General features: G+C 40.2%; 9 protein-coding genes. 4 read left to right on the top strand and 5 right to left on the bottom strand.

What is annotated here, in order from left to right; translation table 11 throughout:
* The first annotated feature begins 253 nt into the window (after positions 1-253).
* Positions 254-2,914 (top strand): hypothetical protein, encoded by a 2,661-nt coding sequence (locus CPBP_RS01150; RefSeq protein ID WP_350332225.1) that lies wholly within the window; start codon positions 254-256, stop codon positions 2,912-2,914.
* A gap of 79 nt (positions 2,915-2,993) precedes the next feature.
* Here the strand turns inward: CPBP_RS01150 and prfA are convergent, their stop codons facing one another.
* Genes prfA through CPBP_RS01135 form a run of 3 tightly spaced genes read right to left on the bottom strand, consistent with a single transcriptional unit; the run spans position 2,994 to position 6,201 of the window.
* Positions 2,994-4,064 (bottom strand): peptide chain release factor 1, encoded by a 1,071-nt coding sequence (gene prfA / locus CPBP_RS01145; protein WP_350332224.1) that lies wholly within the window; start codon positions 4,062-4,064, stop codon positions 2,994-2,996.
* 15 nt (positions 4,065-4,079) lie between these two features.
* Complete coding sequence (gene hisS / locus CPBP_RS01140; protein ID WP_350332223.1) at positions 4,080-5,330, bottom strand: histidine--tRNA ligase; 1,251 nt, start codon at positions 5,328-5,330, stop codon at positions 4,080-4,082.
* A gap of 43 nt (positions 5,331-5,373) precedes the next feature.
* Positions 5,374-6,201 (bottom strand): helix-turn-helix domain-containing protein, encoded by an 828-nt coding sequence (locus tag CPBP_RS01135; RefSeq protein WP_350332222.1) that lies wholly within the window; start codon positions 6,199-6,201, stop codon positions 5,374-5,376.
* Positions 6,202-6,381: 180 nt separating this feature from the next.
* Here CPBP_RS01135 and CPBP_RS01130 point away from each other — a divergent pair, with 180 nt between their 5' ends.
* Complete coding sequence (locus CPBP_RS01130) at positions 6,382-7,671, top strand: class I SAM-dependent RNA methyltransferase (RefSeq protein ID WP_350332221.1); 1,290 nt, start codon at positions 6,382-6,384, stop codon at positions 7,669-7,671.
* On the opposite strand, the gene CPBP_RS01125 is transcribed toward CPBP_RS01130, so the two are convergent.
* On the bottom strand, positions 7,619-8,962 hold the full coding sequence (locus tag CPBP_RS01125; RefSeq protein WP_350332220.1) for an HNH/ENDO VII family nuclease: 1,344 nt from the start codon (positions 8,960-8,962) through the stop codon (positions 7,619-7,621). The two genes, CPBP_RS01130 and CPBP_RS01125, sit on opposite strands and share 53 nt — an antisense overlap.
* Before the next feature lie 143 nt (positions 8,963-9,105).
* Between CPBP_RS01125 and CPBP_RS01120 the strand changes: the two genes are divergently transcribed.
* Entirely contained in the window at positions 9,106-9,618 is a 513-nt protein-coding gene (locus tag CPBP_RS01120; protein WP_350332219.1) for an SMI1/KNR4 family protein, read from the top strand.
* Between the two features lie 52 nt (positions 9,619-9,670).
* Here the strand turns inward: CPBP_RS01120 and CPBP_RS01115 are convergent, their stop codons facing one another.
* Positions 9,671-11,884 carry a hypothetical protein gene (locus tag CPBP_RS01115; protein WP_350332218.1) on the bottom strand — a complete coding sequence of 738 codons (2,214 nt, stop codon included), beginning with the start codon at positions 11,882-11,884 and terminating at the stop codon, positions 9,671-9,673.
* A 417-nt stretch (positions 11,885-12,301) separates the two neighbouring features.
* Between CPBP_RS01115 and CPBP_RS01110 the strand changes: the two genes are divergently transcribed.
* Positions 12,302-23,239 carry an AHH domain-containing protein gene (locus CPBP_RS01110; protein WP_350332217.1) on the top strand — a complete coding sequence of 3,646 codons (10,938 nt, stop codon included), beginning with the start codon at positions 12,302-12,304 and terminating at the stop codon, positions 23,237-23,239.
* The last annotated feature ends 36 nt before the right edge of the window (positions 23,240-23,275 follow it).

Raw genomic sequence — 23,275 nt, 5'->3', positions numbered from 1 at the left:
TTTGGACACGGATTATTAGAAACAACACTTTGCCTTGAAGATTTCTTTCAGTAGATCCCCCTGCCTGATCTATCAACTCTCTCATTTATGCCGCCAGGGATAATGCTGGACCTAATAGGTAATACGGTTTTTGGAAAAAAATTAAAATCTGTGTCCAAACACATCGGATCTAATTTATATAAAAAATAACTGCCAATTTCTTGATTTTTTGACAAAAAATAAGTATATATGTCATTAAGAAGGAGAGCTTCATATGAAACGCAAAAGCTTGCTAAGTCTAAAGAATAAACTTATTTACACTGTCGCACTGTGTGCAATTAACAACATATCACTAATATCCGGCTCAGAAGCAACGATTCTAGATCTTGATGATTATTCGCACCGACATACAAATGCAGCCAATAGATCGATTGTACAAGAGCTTGATGATCTAGCTGATCAATTTTTCAAAGAGAGTTCGGCTCTTGAAACTGAACGGTTAGATAGAGAACGAACACAAAAAGAAAAAGAAGAAGTAGATCGAAAGAGTGACATCCCAAATCAAGATCGAGCATGTGAGATATTTCAAGATTATGCGCAAGCCTGTAAGATATTTCAAGATTATGCACTCGCTTGTAAGGCAGTATCAGATGAACAAATAGCAGAAATGTCCTCGTTAAAAATAACTATCGAAGCTAATTATAAAGCAGCAGAAGAAGGAACGAAGCGGCGTGAGGCGCTTAAGAAAATTTTTTTAGATAAAAAAGAGGTTTTAGATAAACAGAGGCAAGAGTTTGATTCAATAAGCACTTCATTTACAAAAGAATTAGCTAAATTAGTCGATATCGATTCAAAACGAAAAAAAATTCTAGCTAGGTATATATCTGCCTGGAAATCCTATAATTCAATACAGTTTCCAGAATATCTGAGCGGTTGGACACTGAAAACTGATGCTAATTTAAATATTGAGTCAATTGAGACTGCTTTGGAACTTACACTTAGAAAAGATGTGTTAGACGTCATGAGGTTTAATCATGAGAACGACACAACAACCTTTGGTTTTAGTATCTCTCCAAAACTATTGATGCAAATTTACAGATTTTTTGAGGCAGCTTTAACTCTAAGAAACGATTCAAATTCCAAGACTCTTTTGAAGACTAAGGAGAATGCATCCTTATTTCAATATTTCCTATTTAAACCGCATCATAATGTTATTGAGTTTCTAAAAGAAAACAATGAAATAATAGAGGCATTGATAGAATTTAGGCTATGGACTGAAGGCCAAAACATTGATAATGATGGAGATCCCCTTTGTTATCCTTACACAGAGATTGTTAAAATAAATACACGGCATAAATTAATCAGAGATCAATTGTATCGAGTCTTTCCAAACCGAATCAGGGATGCAAAGGCCATTCATACTTTTAATACCTTGCGTAAAACTGCGTTAACAGGATCTCCGGAATTTTCCATTGTATTTGGAGAATTAACATCTAAAGCTATTATAGATTACGACATATTAACTGATTATAATTATTTGAATAACCTAGAGCCAGAGCTTTATCAATCTTTAATAGAGATATGCCAGTTAATAAAAGATGCAGTAAATGATAATGTCACAACTAATTCAGTTATTTTTAGAAAAGTTCAAGACGCCTTGCATAAAAATTTATTTCATGATTTTTCAACCTATCTAAGGAACCATCCAGATTATATGAGGCAAATACCTCTTCCTAGTTTTTTTGAAGGTCTTAAAAATACTAGACCTTCAACCAGAGCTGAACTTACTCGATTTCTTGATAACGTGGCTCGACAGTATGCCCCTCGTGGTGGTGCCATGGAGGGAGGAGATTTTAACCGTGGTCAAGCTATGGAAATACATGACGCAGCCAATCAGTCTGTTAATGCCACAATAAAGGGTACACCCGTAAAAATGTTCTTTAATGATGCTGTAATTGCAATAACAAAAGCAGAATTAAAAGCTATTTGCAGCTATGAAACAACAAAACAAGAATTAAATTGTATTTTTCGAGATTTGATTCGACATAGTAATCGCACAAATATTTTTAATCAAGATGTGTATAATTGGGTGTTTGGAGAAATCAATAAGGGGACCGATAAAGAAAATTTATCCGTTGTTTATTCATATTTAAAAACTAAATACAGTCAGACTGAATTAATTGGATGGTTGCAGGCATTTATGGAAGAAAGTAAAACTGCCTATTCTGGACGTGCTAACGAGAAAAGCTGTAACAAAGGAGTCAATGAGCGTATAGTTATATCATTAAGGCGAGCCATTCCAGATGACGATTTGTTGCAGGAGATATTTCAACAGGGTGAAATACCTTTTATGTTCAAGCAAAAAAGTTCACAGTTGAACAACATTGATTTGTGGGTTAATCAGCTTTATGACGCGGGTATACGAACTACGTCTACTGAACGAGAGGCTCAGGTTAAATTGAAAGAAGCGATGGCAAACTTTTTTGCCGATGTTATAACCGACGACGTCGCTGAAAAAATCAATGATGGTATTGAAAATATAGCGGGGGATGACGTTTTTTTAAGTGGGGCAGATCACTCCCCTGGACTTTGGAAAGCAAATTATCTGCCACAACTTACACTAGTGGAAAAAATCAAACCAATACAAGCGCACTTAGCTAATACTACTCATTTTGCACAGCTGCTTTATGACGCGGGTATACGATCTGATTCTAATGAGGAAGAGGCTCAAGGTGCGCTAAGAGATTTAATGAATGCTTATGGCAAAACTGTTGCAGATAGCGATACTGATGCAACACTTAAAAAAGGTATTGAAAGTGTTGTTGGTGAGGCAGATTTTTTTGATGACAAGAAAACTCAAGGCAGTTGGAAAGCTAAATTCATACCTGCACTTTTGAAGTTAGAGCATCCTACAGAAACAGAGCAAGGAGACTAAGGCAGTTCTAATGAAACGATAGGTATTAATACGTAGAAAACCACGACTCTAAGTCGTGGTTTTTTTATACATTAGTTGATTAAACCGAAGCTAGTTTTTGAGCTTGGTCATGAGAGATCAGCCCATCCAGCATTTCGTCGATGTGACCTTCCATCATTAAGTCTAACTTGTATAAGGTTAGGTTAATGCGATGGTCTGTAACTCGCCCTTGGGGATAGTTATACGTTCGGATACGTTCAGAGCGATCACCGCTGCCCACCTGGCTTTTTCTGGAATCGGCCTGAACTTTCATAATTTCCATACGTTGAACTTCATAAATTTTGGAGCGTAAAACTTTTAAGGCGCGGGCCTTGTTTTTATGTTGAGAGCGTTCGTCTTGGCACTGTACCACAATTCCTGTGGGGATGTGCGTAATGCGTACCGCCGAGTCTGTCGTGTTAACGTGTTGACCACCGGCACCCGACGCGCGATATGTATCGATTTGAAGGTCTTTTTCTTCAACAGATACGTCGACTTCTTCGGCTTCAGGTAATACTGCAACTGTTGCTGCCGACGTGTGAATGCGACCGCTGGCTTCGGTTTCAGGGACACGTTGCACACGATGAACTCCGGATTCAAACTTTAATCTCGCAAAGACTCCTTTACCAGAAATGTTGATAACGGCTTCTTTAACGCCTTTATTGTCGGATTCGTGCAACGTCATAACTTCAGTTTTCCAGCCTTGTAAATCGGCGTAACGTTGATACATTCGCATTAAATCGCCGGCGAATAAGCCTGCTTCTTCACCCCCAGTGCCTGCACGTAATTCCAGGATAATGTTTTTATCATCGTCAGCATCTTTGGGTAACAACAAGACTTTAATACTGTGTTCAGAAGCTTCGAGTTGTTCCTTGATGTTAGGAAGTTCTGATTCTGCCAATTCTTTAAGATCTTTATCGGCAGCTTTGTCTTTTAAGATGGTTTGATATTCCAATAAGTCAGCAGCCAGAGATTGGTGATGACGAATGGCATCTGCAACTGGTCGTAAGTCTGAGAGTTCTTTCGACATTTTGGTAAATGCTTTAATATCTGACATATCGCCTGTCGACAGTTTTTCATCGATTTCGATAAAGCGTTCTAAAATCTTTTGTAGTTTTTCGTCAAAATTCATAATAGGGTGTCCAGCTTAAGATAGGTTTGTGTTTAAAAAATCAGCCAATTGGCTTAACGAAATATTTTCTTGGCGGTTTTCATTTAAGAATTTAACCTGAGCCGCTTTAGATGCAATTTCATCAGCGCCAATAATGATGGCTGCAATGCTATTGTTTTGAGAGGCTTTTTTGAGTCGTTTCGACATGTTACCGCTGTATCCAATATCAATATGTAACCCGGCAGCACGTAACGTTTGGGCAACTTGAAACGCAGTGGATTCTTCTGCTTCACTTGTGGGGACTATAGTTATTAAGTTTGCTGTTTTTATAACAGTATCTTGTTCTTGTAACATCAAGCACAAGCGTTCAATTCCAGCACCCCAGCCAATGCCTGAGGCATCGGGTCCCCCCATTTGTTTCATCAGTCCATCATACCGTCCACCGGCAAGCACGGTGCCTTGCGCGCCTAATGATGTCGTTACAAACTCAAAGGCAGTGTGGCAGTAATAATCTAACCCACGTACGAGTTTTTGATTGTGAATATAGGGGATGTTTAATGCGTTTAAATAGGCTTGAACTTGATTGAAGTACGCTTTGGATTCATCATTTAAATAGTCTTGAAACAACGGAGCATTTTCAATAATCTTTTGATCATTTTCATCTTTAGAATCCAGAATGCGCAATGGATTGCGCTCTAAACGATCTTGGCTGTCTTTGGACAAGGCATCTTTATACTGTTGTAAATAGTTAACCAATGCAGCTCTGTAGGCTGTACGGCTTTCCACATCACCAAGAGTATTCAGGTTTAAAATAACATCCGTGTGTAGGTTTAATGTTTTTAATACCTGATAGCCCAATGCAATCATTTCTGCATCAGCTAGCGGAGTTTTGGGTCCAATAAGTTCAGCACCGATTTGGTGAAATTGCCGTTGGCGCCCTTTTTGAGGGCGTTCGTACCTGAACATGGCACCAGAATAGAATAATTTTAACGGCAAGCTTTGAGTGAGACCATTGGAAATAATAGCACGAACAACAGGTGCAGTACCTTCGGGGCGTAGAGTTAATGATTCACCGCCTCGATCTTCAAACGTATACATTTCTTTTGAAACGACGTCAGAGGTTTCCCCAAGAGTTCTTTGAAACACTTGGCTGAATTCAAATAAGGGTGTTTGAATTTCTTGAAAATTATACCGTAATGCCACAGCATATGCAGTATCAACAACCTTGCGATACAGGGTTGCTTCGGTGCCTATTAAATCTTTTGTACCACGAACGGGTTGTAACATTGCTTTAGATCCAAATTATTTCTTATTAGTTGTTAACGGTGTTTTATTGATTCTGCAAGATCTTTTTTAAATTTACGCGAAAATTTTGAATAACTTGTCCATTTACCCCTAAGGCATGTGAGCGATGGTTGTCATACACGATGTATACTCCGCCGGCATTTCCAGTATGCAATACGCCCTCAAAGTCTATAGGTAGTTTAATGCGGTCACCTTTTTGTAAGAGTCCTTCTTGTACCAGATGTCCTTTTTCATCTTTTAAAGCGATCCATGTTTCGCTTTCGCAACACAGTTGAAATACCTGAGGCTTTTTATCTTCGTTAGGGGTGTTGAGTACAAACGGCTTATGGTAAATGTTAAGAAATTGATTAATCGATGTCTTTAAATCTTCTTGATGATTATTCGATGATAGATTGCTATCTAACTTTACAGCATATAAAGGCGAAAATTGAGTGTTTGGCTTAAACGATGAGTACCCAATAATAATGAGTATTAGGGCGCATACTGTTCCCCATAGAATAGATTGACTGGGTAGTTGTCGTTGTTGAAAAGGAACTTTTAGAACGTGCTCTTCTTCAAATACTGAAGACGTTGGAATGCGTACACACTGTACCATTTCCATACCATCCAACCCAAGATAGGATGCGTAGGTTCGCATAAAGCCTGACATATAAGATATTCCGGGCATATGGTTCAAATGCCCCGTCTCTAAATCTTTAACAATGTAACTGCTGAGATTTAAATCAGTGGTGACGGTCTCTAAACTAATGCCTTGAATCAATCGTTCAGAATAGAGCAAGTGCCCCAGAAATCCATAGTCTTCTGAGTAAAAAACAGGGCGTTGATCTCTACTTTTTCTGTGTTGGGTTTTCATATGTGTAAATGGTGTTTTCTTCTAAGATACAGAGTAATACATTTTTTTTGATTAGGCAAATTTTTTATATTTTTTTAACAAATTTGTCAATGTTTTTTATATGGGAATAATTTTTGATCAGAACTCTCGACAAACCTTCTGACCTATGATAGGACAAAGATCAATATTTTGGATCAGATAATGGCAGAACACTTATACGGCACATGCAAAATTGAAAAACTAACGACTCAAGGTGTAGGCAAGGGAATATCGGAACATGGTTCAATTTTTGTTCCGTTTGTTTTACCTGGTGAACAGATTGATTACGAACGCTTTATGAAACACCCAAATTCAAAGCGAGAGCAGCCTAAGTTTTTTTTGAAAAATATTCAAACAACAAGCTCAAACCGGGCAGATCCTGTGTGTGCTCATTTTACACAATGCGGTGGATGCCTGTTGCAACATTTGAATGACAAGCTATATTCTGCATTTAAGCGATCCTTAATTGTTGAGCCATTTATTGAGCATCAACTGGATGCTAGTTGTATTGAAGACGTTGTCGTATTGCCCGCAGGCGAACGTCGACGTGCAAACTTTGAAGTTGTGAAAAAGAATGATCAAGTATTTTTAGGGTTTCATCGTTGGCGCAGCCATCAAATCATCAACTTACACGAATGCCACACCGTTGATTCAAAAATCGCAACGCTATTTGAACCTTTAAGACAGTTGTTTCTGCAAATTATGATTGAGTATCAAAAGGCAACAGTTTATTTGATCGTAACAGCAGTGGGCGTGGATGTGAGTATGGATATTCATCGCGATGCTTTGCAGCCGAATAGTCTTGAATTGCTGGAGAGTTTTGCGAAGGATCAAAATCTAGTTCGATTAATTGTTCGTGAAAATCGCAAACGTATGACCGTTTATGAACGCGAAAAACCATATGTATTATTTGATGGCGTAAAAGTAGATGTTGAACCGTCAAGCTTTTTACAAGCATCAGATAGAGCGGATCAGGTGTTAACTGGATTAGTCATGGCAGTGTTACCTGAAAAACCCCACAAAATTGTAGATTTGTTTTGCGGACGTGGAACGTTTACATTTCCATTAAGCAACAAGGGACCTGTTGATGGTTTTGAGTGTGATGTCCCGGCGTTACAGGCATTGCAGACTGCGGCAGATCGTGAACAAAGAGATATTAAAACATTTAAGCGTAATTTGTTTGACGATCCATTATCGGCGTCAGAATTAAAAGCATATGATGTGGCGGTGATTGATCCACCCAGGGCAGGGGCGTTGGCTCAGGTTCAACAGCTGGCTGAATCTAAAATTCCACTGATTGCCTATATTTCATGTGGTCCTGAAAGCTTTGCCCGTGATGCGAAAATTTTGATCGAAGAGGGCGGGTATGAATTAGAAAAAGTCATACCCGTTGACCAATTTACATGGTCTCCTCATCTTGAGGTAGTAGGTCTGTTTCAGAAAAAAGCCTAACCGCGGGATCAAACTCAGCTTCTGCTTCTGTTGGGACTAAAGCTTCTTTTATCGCTGTAAACGCTAGCTTTTTCCAGGGTGCGAAAACCGTTCGGTCAACCGGCTGTGGTTGTCGCATATGCTTTTCGCTTCTAAAATGTAACAGAGCTGTATGTTTTTGATGAAAGGCTTCAGTGAGTAAAACGAATATTCCAGGTTGTCTGCGGGTCAAATGATGCAAATTCATTGATTTGCCATCAGCTCCAATAGGTGACGATCCTTCAGAGAGTAATTGTTCATTTGTTATCTCAGCACTACGACGAGCTAAATTGATATCTTCTTTGCGAAAGTAGACAACAGAATCTCCAACCGTTATAGATGAGTATCCACACCCAACTAGTTCTTTAAAGGATTCTTCAATTTCGCAGTATCTAATTTTAGGTGATGCGTGTTGATCAATAGCGTTAATTCGTAACTGCATATATTCAAAATAGTTAGACCAAATTTGCTCTGTTGCAGTTAATTCAGACAATCTACTAGCATCAGATATGCCGCGTTGTGCTTCTAACGTTTTAAATATTTGTGCTTTTAAAGCATGTCGTGCTGCGCGTTCCTCAGGAGTTTCTGGCGTCTCTTCTTCTATAAATGTTCGTCCTGTTACATGTTCTACATGAAGACCTGAACATGCTGCTAATGTAGCAGAAATTTCTTTTGCTTTTGGACCGTCGGAACCGTTACAAGAAAGACGAGCAGCCGGAGTATACACAGTATTTGGGCTTATTGCAGATAGCGGAATTTTTTTGTCATAGAGAGATTTTATTACCTGCACTAATTCGCGAACCTCTTCAGAATCTAGTTTTGTGTAAATAGCATCTAATTCAGATTCACTTAAATAACTTCGAGGATCGAATCTATCACCATGGGGTGACCTGAAAAAAATAGTTTGTAATAGTTCTATTCTATTAATTTGAAGGTCAGAAATACCGCATCGCCTTAAAGCATATTTATGAGCATCCGTGAACTCAAAGATAGTACCTGCGGGTCTTGGTATACTTTCCCTTCTTTTAAGAGTGAGAGGGCTGCCTGACGGAGAGATTGGTTCGTCAGCATTTTCACGAGAGCGTTTTGCAGAGTTTTCTCTAGCGATAATTCTTTCTGCATCTTGAACAGAAAAACTGAGACTGCGCCTTGCACTTGAGCGGCCATGAGGGCTATAATAATCTGTTGGATCAGCAACAGTGGCTGTAGCAGCGAAGACATCTTGAAATAAGCAGATGCCAGTTACATACATTAATAGAATCTTTTGCATCATTTCATTACCCCTCATAAAAAAACCGTTTTTGTTTTATAGCGCATTTTGACAATATGTCAAGATATTATTTGACCAGTCGTCATTTTAGTTGACTAAATAAAAAAAATAAGATAAATACAAAAGTGTTGTTTAGGAAAATTAAAATGAGAATATTGGCCAAAAGTGCAATACTTGCGCTATTAATATGCAATCCATCAGACGCCGCGTCTATAGAAGATCTACTAACTCCACTTGCCAGAGATATTGTTAATCAAGGCTTCCCAACTGGCATACCTTGCTGTACTGATAAAGATCTTCAAACTTTAAAAGCTCAATTGAGTATTGAATCTATTCCAAATGAGCTACAATCATTTTTTATGAACTTTGGTCACAAACGCTTTACTTGCATGCAAGTTGTGCGGCCTCAATCAATTTTTCATAACCATCCTACCCAGGGTACGGTCACTATGATCACTGAAGCTTGGAAATTTGGCGTTTCTCGCGAATACCTACCTTTTTGTTATGATAATGCTGATTATTACTGCATTCACTTGGAAACTGGCCAGGTACGATTTTGGAGTTATCATGAGCTAGCCTTTAGTGATAATCCACGTGACATGTGGGACTCATTTAATGATTGGGTTGTTAACGATTGGATACCGTTAATGAAGCAATAAAAACTAAGCAATTAACCCCTAACATAAGTTTAGGGGTTAATTATTGGTCAACTTAATCAGTTAATCCAAATTGGATTTGAGCATGATTAAAGTTACTGAGTGTAATATTTAGACGTGATGCATTTGATGCGAAAGAGGCTTCTATGATCGAATACACACCGTTTGTAGACTCGCCAGCTAATGAAACCGAATCATGATCTGACGCTGCTAATCCACGGCTAAACATCGCATGACGAGCTGCTAATCCCATTGCAAGGGTTGTTGAAAGCCCAGCATGCTCATGGTTAAATGCTGTCATCAATCGTGCAAAAACTGAATTTAATGCAGGATTTGTTATGTTAATATTAACTCCATTAGCGCTTAAAGATGTGTCTGAAAATGCATCCATCGAATACCCAACCGCCACAGACGGAATCAATAGTGCTCCATTTAAATCTAAGGATTTAGAAGCCGTTATGGATGATCCAAAGGTAACATCGCGTTGGTTTGAAGTGCTTGCTCCAAAAATAGAGGTTGCTAAATTAATCCCATCCAAACGTGAGTTTAAATTGATTGATGCAACAGTATGATCTAAAGCATGGCTTGCACTCATAGTTACATGGTCAGCTAAAGATGCCGTAGTTTGATTGGCAGAATAGGCAGATCCTGCTTGTAATCCCAATGTGTGTTGACTTAGCGCTGCAGATGAGCTTCCAAGTGTTTGATGGACAGAGGTCATTGGATCTAGTGTAGCGATTAGACTATGCATCTCACGGCTAGAAATACCTTGCGTTCTTGGATGATGTGCCATCAATGAACGAACAACCGTGCTGCCAGAACTTAAACCAGCTTTTCTAGTTAACGATTTTAATACAACGTTTTTTCCACGTAACTCTGATTCACCATCATAGAATGCTCCGGCCATATGTGCGTCTTCAGTCGTTACGGTAAGGGGGCTTGCTAACGCATTATCAAAGGATAATAGCGTCATGCCAGTCGCTGGGAATGGAAAAGAAAATGCAGGATCAACAACGCCTACAACAACATTGATGTTGCTAACACCATTTAACGTGGTTACATGAACGATGGGGGCTGCAGCAACAGCTCCTTTCATCACCGCGATTAGTTTTAATGTTCCATTACCATTAAGTGTAGTAACCTCAAGATGCTTACCGCTTTCTGTAATAAATCCAGAATTAGCAGATACATTTAACGTATTTATTCGGGTAGTTTTATCACTAGCTGACAGAGGATAAACGAACGTTTGATCTTTTAAATCGACCGTATTAAAGGTGTTATTTCCACCCAAACAGAATACGCCATGATTTCCATCATTAAATATCGGGGCTTTTTTAGAATCTAGTAATTGAGGGAATGCGGGCGCAGTATTTTGAAGCAATGCTTTTCCACTACCAAATCCAAACGCAGGAAGCGTTGCCCTGTCTATGGACTGTAAGCTTAAATTATTGTTTGCAAGTCCGTCAGCCGATAGCACGACAAATCGAGATTGCATAACTGCAGCGCTTCGTGCTGCAGTTAATAAGACTCTTGATCCAGATTTGTCAGTAGTTGACGCAGCATCATACGTCCGAAAAACAAATGTCTTACCTTGTTGATGTGAAAAAGCAGCAAATTGAAGTGGGGCTGAACCTGCTTCAATTGAAACAATAGGACCGTGATTTGAACCTGTCTTTGGGGATTCTGCAAGTACGGCAGTATATTTAGTTCCCCCAGGAAAAAATGGAGCTTCTGGGCGTTGAGGAATGCCGGCTGGAATGCTTAAAATTACTGGATTCGTTGAAGATACTGTAAGCTTGCTGCGAAGCGCTGCAATTGCTGGATCTGTACTGTTCATGGCAAGGCCAGGATTCAAAAGAGTGTTACCGGTTTGAATCGATTTTTTGGAAGCCGGCAGTTGTCGAGTATAATTCGCTGCAGTAGTTGTAGATGGTTTTGTTTCAGTGCCAACGGCATTGATGAAAGTGTCATATAAATATAAATTTGCTGGATCAACAGCCGACAAATCGCCAGCAAGGTTTAATGGAGCTGTATCGTAAACCGTACCATTTTCGCTAAACCCGTTAAACGCTAAGACTGTAGCAATATTGTCTGCAGCTAGCTGTTCTTTAAAATCTACAGGAGTAGGCGGGGTAGGCGCTTCTGGAGCTGGTTTTATTGAAGAGTCACTGCTCTGAGAGTTGTCTCCACCACACCCAGTTAATAATATGCAAGACGCACTCAGCATAACAATAGATGATGTTGAGTGTAAAAATGATCGCAAGTTCATATTAGTTCCTTAAATGATTCTTATAAATCATATCATACGAATACAGTGGGTGAAAAATTATTTTATGGGGTGGGGACATGCTGGTGGAACTCGTCAACCTCTTTAGCAAATCTTGTTTCCCCATGCTTACTTGTGAGATTTTTTTTTAAAAACTTAACAAGTTTAGCTTGACTCAATTTTTCAAAAAATATAAGCATAAATTATATAAAATGAATAATAATTCTAGCGGTTGTTTTTTACACGAACTTAAAAATTAGAAAAAATGTTCGAAGGTTAGAGTTTGATTCGATTTATATATTACATATATTTCTGTGTCGCACAGCGTCTGTGTGGCTGCTTCATGCCCTCAAAACTTTATCATCAGACCTTTTTCTCACCTAATTCTTTTAACCCCTGTTTTATGTATGGAGAATATATATGCCTCAATCGCATCCGCTGAATCTTACCCAAAATGTATTAAATGCAAAACAACGCAAACATCAATTAATATCGTGGCTGTGTTCGACAACATTTATTGTTAGCCCCGTATTAGCAGATGCATTTGATTTTAGAGTAGAGCAAGATGCTCTTGGGCAAGTTCTGCATGTAGAGCGATTTGAGCATAAACATCTTCGACCTGATTCTCCAGAAAGGTCGCCTCGAAATGGAAGTTTCAGATTAAATGATTACCCGATTCATTCTCAGATTGAACATGAAGGATTAACTCTAAAGCTGGATAAAGATGGAACTGGCACCAAGATTCGCGTAAACCTTTTTAAGGGAAGGGAATCGTTGGGCTATCTGGATATTAAAGATGACGGAACTGTACATGTTACAACCCAGGCAACATCCGATCATTTATTCATTACATCCACAAAAGATATTTACGTAGAAGGTCATACCTCCAAAGGAATGCATGACTGTAATTTAACATTACAAACCGATGCGAACGTCTATTTAAAGGGAGTCATAGTTGTTCAAAATTTATTTGTAGTGGCTAATCGGATAATAAGCACCGATGTAGAAACTGAAATAGTAGCAGATAGGTTAAGTTTTAAAGCAAAACATTTAGAGACTGCTGGAAAATATCGATGTAGTTTTCTAGACATTGATGTGGAGAACGAGTGGGAGAATAAAGCCGATTTTGAAATTTCAGATTGCGTGACTGTTGTTAACCTGCACACACTGCGCAATCGCAGAAGAATAAACGCTAGACGTCTGGTAGTGCACGCATTGCAGCATTTTGATAATTCTAATTCTGTAGATGGGGACAGCTTTATAGTACATGAGCAAGTGAGCTTGTCTGGGTTGATATCGTTTCAGAATAAAGGACGCATGAGGTTTGAACAGGGTATTAATATCCATGCGGCTGATTCTATTTCTGTGGGTACAATGTCAGTTTTGACTGGCGATGTTCGGTTGTCTGCAACGCGCATAGACATTGAAGCGTTGGCTAACAATGGCAAAGGTGTCATAGTCGACATTATTGCAGATCATTTAAATTCTAAACAAATTATAGCCCTCTCCTGCAAGGTCATTTTAAACGTGTCGCAAAAAGCAACTCTAGATGGGATGCATAGTGCACATGTCTTTACATTTGAAGGTGGAGAAGTTGAACACAAAGGTCATCTTGAAGCGCAAGACGCTCTGGAATTTATGGAACTTAAAAAGTTTACGCACGCATCCGGTGAAATTGTTGCACATGAAGTTAAAGGAATTGTAACGCATTTTCAAAATGATGGGCTAATTAATGTTTCTAAATTGCTACAACTGAAGGGTGAAGAACTTAATAACACTGGGGTTATATGCGGTCGCAAGACAGTGGTTGATCAAGATCTTATGTTAAAATTCAATTACGCGATATTGAATAACAGCGGTCATATTCTAGCTATAACGGATGATATCACTAACGACGATGTTAAAGCAAAGTTAGGAGCGATTAAAAAACGAGAGGATCTGCAAGGGCTTACTTCAGGTAAAATATTAATGGGAACCCCTCAAAAAGGCAGAGTCAATCGTGTGAATAATACAGGTCGCATTGTTGCTGGAAAAATGTACTCAGGAGGCTCTTTTTTTAACGATACAAGTGCAGCTGTGTTCATTTATGATAGCGTTTTCATATGTAACTCAGAATATATTACATCCCCAGGGGTCTTAGATGTTGGTTTATTAGTAGTGTTGGATAAAGAGCTTGATAATTTGACAACAGTAACTGATCCGTTAACGATTAATGGAAATATTCAAACGCAGAGGTTACTTGTTAAGCTTAATCGTGCGGTTACATTACAAGGAAAACTTGTTGTATTAGATGAATCTGAAAATTTAATATCTGCCGAATCCATTAAATTGGAAGGAGACCTGGCTTGGATAGGACAGCTAAAGGTGAAGGCAAATACGGTTGAAATTGCAAACACAAGTAAATTTCAGTTTGCACCTACTCAATCGGTAGATTCTACGCTTGATATCGTTCTTGATACCAGTCTTTTAACAAATCACGGCAAGGTTGTGGTATCAACTTTAACACTTGTTACCCCTGAAATGATTGTAGATAACCATGGAACAATTCAAGCTGCCATTCATGCACCAGTTGTTTTAAGGGAATTATTAAATCAGAAAGATGCTGTGATTTCTGTACACAATGCCGCGGAGTTAAACATTAAAGAGCGTTTCTATAGTTACGGAACTTTAGAGTTTAAAGAAAGTATAGTGTTGAAAGTGTGCGAAGGAGAAAAAGCTGCAAAAAATGCAGAGGGAGTTTGGAATGCTAACGTATGGTTTGTCGAAACTGTCCTTGCAAGAAAGAACTTAACACTCCACACACCTGTGTTTGCATTTTTAGGTACTTCAAAGATTGATGGAACATTAAATATTTCTACTGAGATTGGTTTTTTCACAGCGGGCAAACATAGTGTTGATTCTCTTTCTGGAAGCGTTGAAAAGTATTTGCTAATTCACCAAGAGGCCGTGGTTAGGGTAAAAAGAGATTTAGAACTTGAGCGAGGAAAGCTTATTGATGACGGGATATTAACCGCCAAAGCAATTAAAGTGAAAGGTGGGCGATTAGAATCAACTGGAAAATTGCATGCAACGACACTAGACGTCGCCTTATCAAAAACAGCTGTGCCGATGGTAACCATCGTTGAACGCGTTGAGGAAGACGGTGTTGATTATAGATCCCCCAAAAAGGCACTGAGTGTAATGACAACAGAAATGCCAGCAACAGACGTTGCGGCATATAAAGCAAAGAAACAAAAAGAGATAGACGCTTACAATAATCCTCCGTGGCAAAGAATCCGTTTTGAGACAAAACGAATTGATCGTGTTACCGATGAAATTACTGAATATGTTGAGGAACCAGGTACTTACTTGCAAAGATCAAAAGTATTATCAACAGCAACGAAGCGCATGAACTTTCAAGAGTATTTGACGTATGAACGCCAACGAAGAGCAGATATAGCAGAGATCAATACTGCCCTTCGGAATCGAAAAAAACGCACCATCACATTTACGGAACACAAGGTTTTTGATGTTATATTTGCCGGAGATACGGAGGTGAAAACCGCAACGATTAATGTGCCGTGCATTGATATGAAAAAAGCTAAATTTGACCAAGGAACGTTGACGGGTCACAAAGTTGTGCTTGGCAGTAATACAGTTGGGTCATTAACAGTTAGTGCAGATACGGCAAAGATATTAGCAAATTCTGTTCTTGTAATCGGTGATGTAGATTTTTCTGTGGCTCGATCAATGACGGCTGGTTCTGGCAGCACTATTAGAGGGATTGGTAGTGCAACAGCCGCTGCGAGAAAAATAGCAGTTACGCTGTCTTCAGGTGCTTCTATTGTTAATCAGGGGCATTTTGTTGGTGAGACAGTAGCTATTGGCGGGACAGCTGGAACATTGCGCGGTAACGTTGAGAATAGCGGAAGAATTCATGCTGATGCGTTATTTTTAAGCAATCTTGCAGCATTTAGAAATGTTGGCGCTGCTGCAGAGGTACAGGCCGATGCTGCGCACTTAAATGGTGTAAGAATTGAATCAAAAACTGGAAAGGTAGCGTTTAAAAGGCTTGCGGCTTTTAATGATATCTCCGCCGATACTCTCATCATTATTGATGAACCCTACACCGCTAAACCCAGTGAAGATTTGAGTCGTTTTAAGTTCTTAAGCACATTAACTATTGATGCGGGTAGAGGTGACTATACATTACAAAATGTAACGGCTAAGCATATCAAGATTAACGGAGCGAATATCAAAATAGGTGCAGGCGTTCACACCGAGTGTTTAGAGATCTCATCAACGAACATGGTATTCTTTGAATCGGGAGTAACAGTTGATCAAATTGGTCAGATTGTTGTGCATTCGGGTAACGTAACAATAAGAGGGAATGTGAACGTTGCTCAGTTTACCGCTAAGTTTGATAGATTTGTGGTAGAATTAGGTTCATCCTTAATATGTGGTCATTTAAATTTAACGGGCGTAAATGCACTTTCATCGTTGTTAAGTAATAACGGGAAAATTACTACAACAAAATTATTTACTACTAACACCTTGCGAATTGAAAATGCAGCAACGGGAACAATCACTATGCAGCATAGTTTTACTAAAGATTCGACTGTAACTGTTCCTAATTTTATTATCAATAATGGAACCATTGATGTCAAAGGTGATGTGACGCTTGCAAGAGTTGGATATTCAGGCGCAAAGGGTACCTTTAACGCAAGTGGTAAGTTTTCATTGATTTATGGAGACAAAGAGACGCTTCAATTAGGGAATATACATGCTGATACCATCAATATATCTGCAACGACTGGAATCGTCAACGGCGGTTTTAAAGCAAAACAAGTATTGATTACTGCATCTGAAATTCACGTAACACAAGAAACAACCGTTGCGGAAAAAATAAAACTTAATATGTCACGACTACACGTTAGTGCTCGAATTTCTTGTCCTGAGCTAGAAATTGTTGGCGCCACAGCAGGCAGCACAGTGTCTGTGACAGCCACAGGTAGCATTACGACTGATAAAAATATTGTTTGGGGCAATATTCAAACATTAGAAAATTTGGGTGAGATTAAGACTAAAGCAGATCTTGTTTTGATTAACATAGCAAAGATAGTTCAAAACGGTGTTCTTGCATCTGAAAACAATGTGATTATTGGGGGAGAGTCTACTACGGAGTTAACTTCGGATATGCATTCAGATAAAAAAGCAATTTTCGGAAAAACGGTTACGATTGGTTGTAAACTGGTGCAAGGTGTTAAAGTAATAGCTGCGGGATCAGTAGTAATAACAGCGGCAAATACTCTTGAGGTAGAGTTAGTTGAATCCGGTGGATCAATTTCGTTAAACTCAGCCAAAAAAATTAGTGTTTGTAGGTTAAAAGCTAGTGGCGGCATTACATTTTCGGCGGCGCAATTAATCCATCTTGGACCATCAATTGAAGCTGATGGGGATATCCTGATTCCAGCGGGTGGAGAGTTATCGTTGCATCACTTGACCCTTATCTCAAAGAGATCCATCGTCATAAAGCGCAAGTTAAAGTCTGGACATGTTAATGCTGTAATTAGTGGTCATGTTGTGGAATGGGATTTAACTGGACTTAACCAGTTGGAACAAAATGACTTTCTAAACGGTGGAAAATATCAAGAAGTAGAAAAATTGCAAATTAAAGCCGTTGATATGTTCAGATTAATTTTACCTCATCCAGTTTGTCTTACAACATTGCCCAATTTCTTAAAAGATAGCAATTTAGAATTCAGAACATCATCGTTTGTATCATCGCATGGTATTGAATATCCTCATTCTTTGACGTTAACTGGATTGACAACGAGCCATTTCAATGAAGGTAAGCCGATTAAGATTAAAGGGCGATTGTATACTTGGTCAAGTGTGGATCAAGAAATCACGGGTATTGTTGATACTGGAAAAGGGTGGATTTTTAATAAAGCAGTTAAAGTAAGACCAGGGGCTCAATTGTCTGCCCTATCTGGCAACTGTTCAGCAGATGACTTATTTATTGATCAAGCAAACGTATTAGCAGGAAATTTAGCTGTAGCTAATGGCGTTAGGTGTGCCGAGGGGCATTTACAGGTAAATGGTAATTTGACTGCACGTGATGTATCCAATCTGTATAGTGGGAATTTTTCATGCTCAGCAGCATTTGATCGCACGTCATGGATTAGAGTTTCTGGGAATGCGACAGTCACAAACTCATTCAAAAATGAATGGTTAAATCCAACGGATGAGTGGCATGATAATGAAGCTACCTTTATTGACGTTGGTGGAACATTAACGGTTGGAACAGCGGGTGGACGAAGTGCAACATTCTTGAATAAATGTGGTCGTGTATACGTGAATGGCAAAATAAATTTTAACGGTCAAAAGTTCGAAAATTTATCTATTTTATATAAACTTATTCGTGTTTTGGATAAATCCGGAAGGGTTACTTCAAGCTCCATTCAATTAGAGGGTGGGAGTCGGGTAACACCACTAGCAGGTGGACGAATTGAAGTCTTAGACCAGTCAATTCATGCAAACAATACCTCTGTTATTGGAAGAGGGGGAATATTCGTTAATGATTCAGAGGTTAAGGACAACTCGTCTAACACAACCAGCTTTGTGAATCAGGGTATGTTATCAGGAGAGAAACTAACTGCACGGGCTTACACGGCTACTACCACAGTTTCATCAGGAGATGAAACACCGTTGACTTTAGCCAAAGGGGCGATGTCACTGACCCCAGCGGGTGTAAAGTTTGATCTTCCGGAATATATGCCGCCTACAATTGCAGGTGCCGCTGCAACCCACACAGGGCCAGTTATTATTATTGTAGGCATCTTCAGCGCGATGAATGTAAAAGCTGGACGGACATCAGGAGTTGTTGATTTGGACGATAATGGTGTTGAAATTTCGGATCCCAAGGTTTCATCTGAAGAAATAGCACGTTTAGACCAGGATGATTTCTTTTATGGATTGTTAGACCAGCCAAGCAATACATTAGATGTTTGGTTAAAGTTGCAAATCGATCCTGCTACTCAAGCAATACTTAAAACGTTTGCGACAAGATTATATCCTGTGATTGGAGATTTTTCAGGTGGATTAATGCAGATTAGCCACTCATTTTTAGTTGAATATAAGCTTTTTCAGCAGTTAGCAATGAGCTGTTGCGTCAACATTTTAGATAGCGAAGATTTTGATACGCGAGAAGCCTTCTATAAAGCAACCCATGCATTTACAAAGTATTTGTCGCTGTATGGGGATATATCTTCATTGCCAATAGAGTTAAGAAAATATATAAAATTAGAACCCAGACGCGAAGCTGCAATGGCGTATGCTGTGCGTCGTGATGCAATGGCACCAGCAACGCAAGAACAAGCAGCCGCATTTATTAGTGAAATGAAGGATATTGTAACGTCGGATAACCAGCCGTATGGAATCGGTGCTACCGAACGCGACGTAGAAGAAGTTGCTAATAAGTTACAACGTATAGTTATTGTGTATGAACCAGTGACACTTTTAGATGGAACTGTAAAGCATATACCACAACTTTATTTACCACAGCGATATCAAGCCAGGGTTACTGCCCCAATAGCATCTATTCAAGCAGATGTGGTTGATATTGCTGCTGAAGATGTCATGAAAGCAAATGGGGTAATTCCCGCTGCAAAAACCTTACGATTGACAGCACATAACCATTTGGAATTATCAGGTGAAATTACAGCAGGTCAGGCAGTCTACCTTACTGTTGAACAGGGAGATTTGGATATTGGACCGTATTGGGATTCTTCCAAATGGCGCGCTTCTGTTGTTGGAGGGAAAGAACTCACCGTTATTGTTGCAAAGCGCGGGTATGTTAATATTTACCCTGGTAGCATATTTGATGGAAAAGAAATTATTATTCAGTGTTGGGCTAGGTTATATCTGTCGCCTTCTGTTAGCGTTGAATGGAAAAGCAAAACGGAAAGCTGTGGATGGTTTGGGTGTAATACTAAAACAACACGCTACCAAGAACCACATTATGTAGAAACAATTACATTACTAAACGCAGCGTCAGCCACAACGTTAGAAAGTACTGGAAGTGATGTGGATGTTAGCGGTCTTCATTTAGTACAAACAGTGTTTGGAGAAGCATTACGAGGTCCAATTACAGCACTTGCTGCGGGAAATGTTGTTGCTGATGCGTTAGTAACACCCCTTTCAAGTACAGCAGTATCCAGGTTCCTTGGAATAGTTTCATATAATACAGAAAAAAAACATGAAGAGGCATTAAAAGTCACGCGCCTGCATTCAATGCCTAACTTAGTTACGTTAGAAAAGGTCTTAAATAATCCGGAAGTAATGGGAGCATTATTGGCGGAAATGTTGGGCGTTGCAACTGAAGCCCATAAGAAAACATTAGAGGATGATCCTGATGTTGCTGAACTAAAAAGAGCCACGGTTAGATTAAAAGCAAAAGGAATGGTGCGAGGCAAGGGAGCCAGTTTAGCCGGCGCATTTGCTGAACTTGTAGCAGGTGAATCGATAGCGATGAATGAGGCGATTAGCGAAAGCACGACACATACATCTGGATGGACACCCGACTTTGGGGTAATAGGTCGAGCAATTTCTGCGATTATCAATGATTGTTGTAATGATACAAAGGATGCGATAGCAGCGAAAGCTCCGTCAGCAGAGGAAGAAGCAAAGAAAATCATGGCTGAACATATGGGCGGCGTGATGTCTGTGTTGGTTGATGTCGTCCAGGACATGATGAAGCAACGCTTTGATTCGGCCGTAAAAGAGTTAACCGAAAAGAAAAAAAGTGAGCCCACAAAGGATGAAGTCATTGAAGCCTTAAAAGCAGCAGCGACGCCTTTGATAGATATGCTGAGTTTGAATGCGGTAAGTTTAGGAACAGCGATCAGTGAATTCTGTACTATGGTTAACAGTCAGCACGACTATAAATGGATTGGAGCGAGTGTTGGAGCCGCGAATGTTGTGATGCAGGCGTGTAAAATGGCGGATTTAATCGAAGCAGTCTGTGTAAATGGTCTTGAGAAAGTGTGGGAGAAAGGACTAGAAAGTCTTGAGAATATGATCAGTATTGGTATATCCTTTTATGATAGCCATGTGACGCGAAAGACGCCCCATAAAGGATCGATCCAAGCATTGTTTGGGTTAAAAATGAGGGCAGATACGTTGCTGTTAAATGGCAGCGATGCGAATGCGATGGTGATGGATTTGAATGCACATCGTGTTGAAGTTGGAGTTGTGTGTTATGAATCTGACAGCAAGGATACATCGGGAGGTGTGAGCTTAAGTTTAGGCAAGACGCTGTCTGTTCATGGAGAATGGGCGACCCATAAGCGTCGTACGTATGTGCCGACGCGACAAACGGCACAGTTTATGCGGTTTGGAACACCTGGACATCCTGTGGATGAGCTTGTGATTTATGGCAGTCAGTTGAAGGGGGTCATGGGGACAGGGACAATTCGGAAGTTGACCCTGGTAGATAAGGCAGATACACATGCCCAAGATGGTGCAAGTTGGAATGCTTCAGTAAACTTAAAGGATCTGGGACAGACCGGGTGGGATGCTGTTAGCAGCGTTGGGTTTGGAGTTAAAGGAGGGGACAGTTCCAAAGTTGTGGACGGTAAAGCTGAGTTTAAGTGTGATGGGGTAGAGGTGTTAGCCATTGAAACGATAACTGCTGAAACATACGACCGACGGTATGGAGTAAATGCAACGAAGCACTTCACACCAGCAGGTGATGCAGCAGGCGCGACAGCTGCGTTTGCCCCATCGTATAGTGGACGATTAGAGTTGGGAGAAGACTCTGTAGGATTTGAATTACCGAACGTGATGTTCCACGAAAAGACTGAGACAACCTCTCAACAGATTACTCGAAGAGACGCAGAACAAGCGGCGTTAGAAGCCCAGCGGCAACGTGAGGCAGCCCAACGTGCAGCAGACGCTGCCGAGGAATTGCAGCGTAACGCGTTGAAAGCTATATGTGATCAATTTGAAGCAGAAAACCCAACGCTTGTTAAGGATCTGATAGCTAAGGAAGCAGCAGAAGCGGAAGAACAACGCGCAGCTGAAGCGGAAGCACAACGCGTTGCGGAAGCCGAAGCCCAACGGCAACGTGACCTTGCAGCCCAACGTGCAGCAGCGGCAGCGAAAGATACGGAGTTACAAAAAGAGAAGATAAATGAAGCTCTGGTGAATATGTTAACACCCGGGCAGTTGGCGCAAAACGTAGCAGATGCAGAGTATAAGAAGACGTCTGCATATCAGATTGAACAGGAGTTACAGCATATTAAAGCTCGAACACAAGAGATGCAGAAGATGTCAGCGGCTGAAAAGAATACACCAGAGTGGCGTAAAGAGTTTATGGATTTGCACCAAGCTAGTGAACGGTTAGGTGTATTTGATCCTGAATGGCGAGAGAGGCAGGCAACTGCAGGTGCAGCAGGAATGGTTGGAACCTTGGCAGTATTGGCTCCGCAATTTACATACCGTATGATGTTAGGTCATTTTGCGGGTAAAGCTATGACGGAGGGACTGTTACAGAATGCCCACAGCGAAGAAGATGTGGCAATGGCTCATTTGGTAGGATTAGCCACAGATCTGGCGGTGGGAAGCCACATGCCAGTCGGAGGCTTGGTTGCAAGGGGAGTCCCATTAACTACAGCAGCTGCTGCAGCGACAGCAGAGAGTGGAGGATTGCTCAATCGACTTAGAGCCGCAGGACAAGAGTTTGGGCAATGGCGACCTGATCCTCATGCTATGGGAAGCGGGTTTCTACCATTTACACGGAAAGTCCCACCTGCAATAGGTACCCCATTAGAGGTTGCAACCGCAGGTGAAGCTCGTGCTGCTGCTGCCGCAGTAGAAGCACCAGTAGCAGAAGCTGCTGTTACTGAGGCTCCTTTGAGTATTAAGAGAGAGCCTGTAAAAGTTGTGACGGCTACTGGTGACAAAGTAACTCAACTGCACGTGACAGGTGTTGAGGGGTGTCAGTCACATCACATTATCAGCTGGACGAATCGTCATACAAAGAATCATCCATTGGTGAAAGCTGCAGGATATGACTTGGAACATGATATGGGAAATCGTATACTATTACCTGATGGTACAGCTGCTGAACTATCTACAACTTATCGAACAGTTCATCAGGGTAAACATGTGAATACGTATAGTGAAGCTTTGGCTTTGGATATGAAAGTGGCGTTTGAAGAAGGTCGTTCAGCTGGGTGGGACCAATCTCAATATCGTGAAGCATTAGAGCGTATTATTACGGAAACTCGAGTAAAATTAAAAAACGGAGAAATCCAATTAAACAAGACATCTCGTGAATCGTTAGGGTTGCCCACTAGAACAGGAGGAGAATAACTTGAGTAAACCATATATCTTAAGAGGTCTCGATCT

The organism is Candidatus Bodocaedibacter vickermanii, assembly GCF_014896945.1.
GTDB classification, from domain to species: Bacteria; Pseudomonadota; Alphaproteobacteria; order UBA6184; family UBA6184; genus Bodonicaedibacter; species Bodonicaedibacter vickermanii.
Note: the sequence above shows the minus strand (reverse complement) of the source record. Positions and strands in the feature narration are given on the sequence as shown.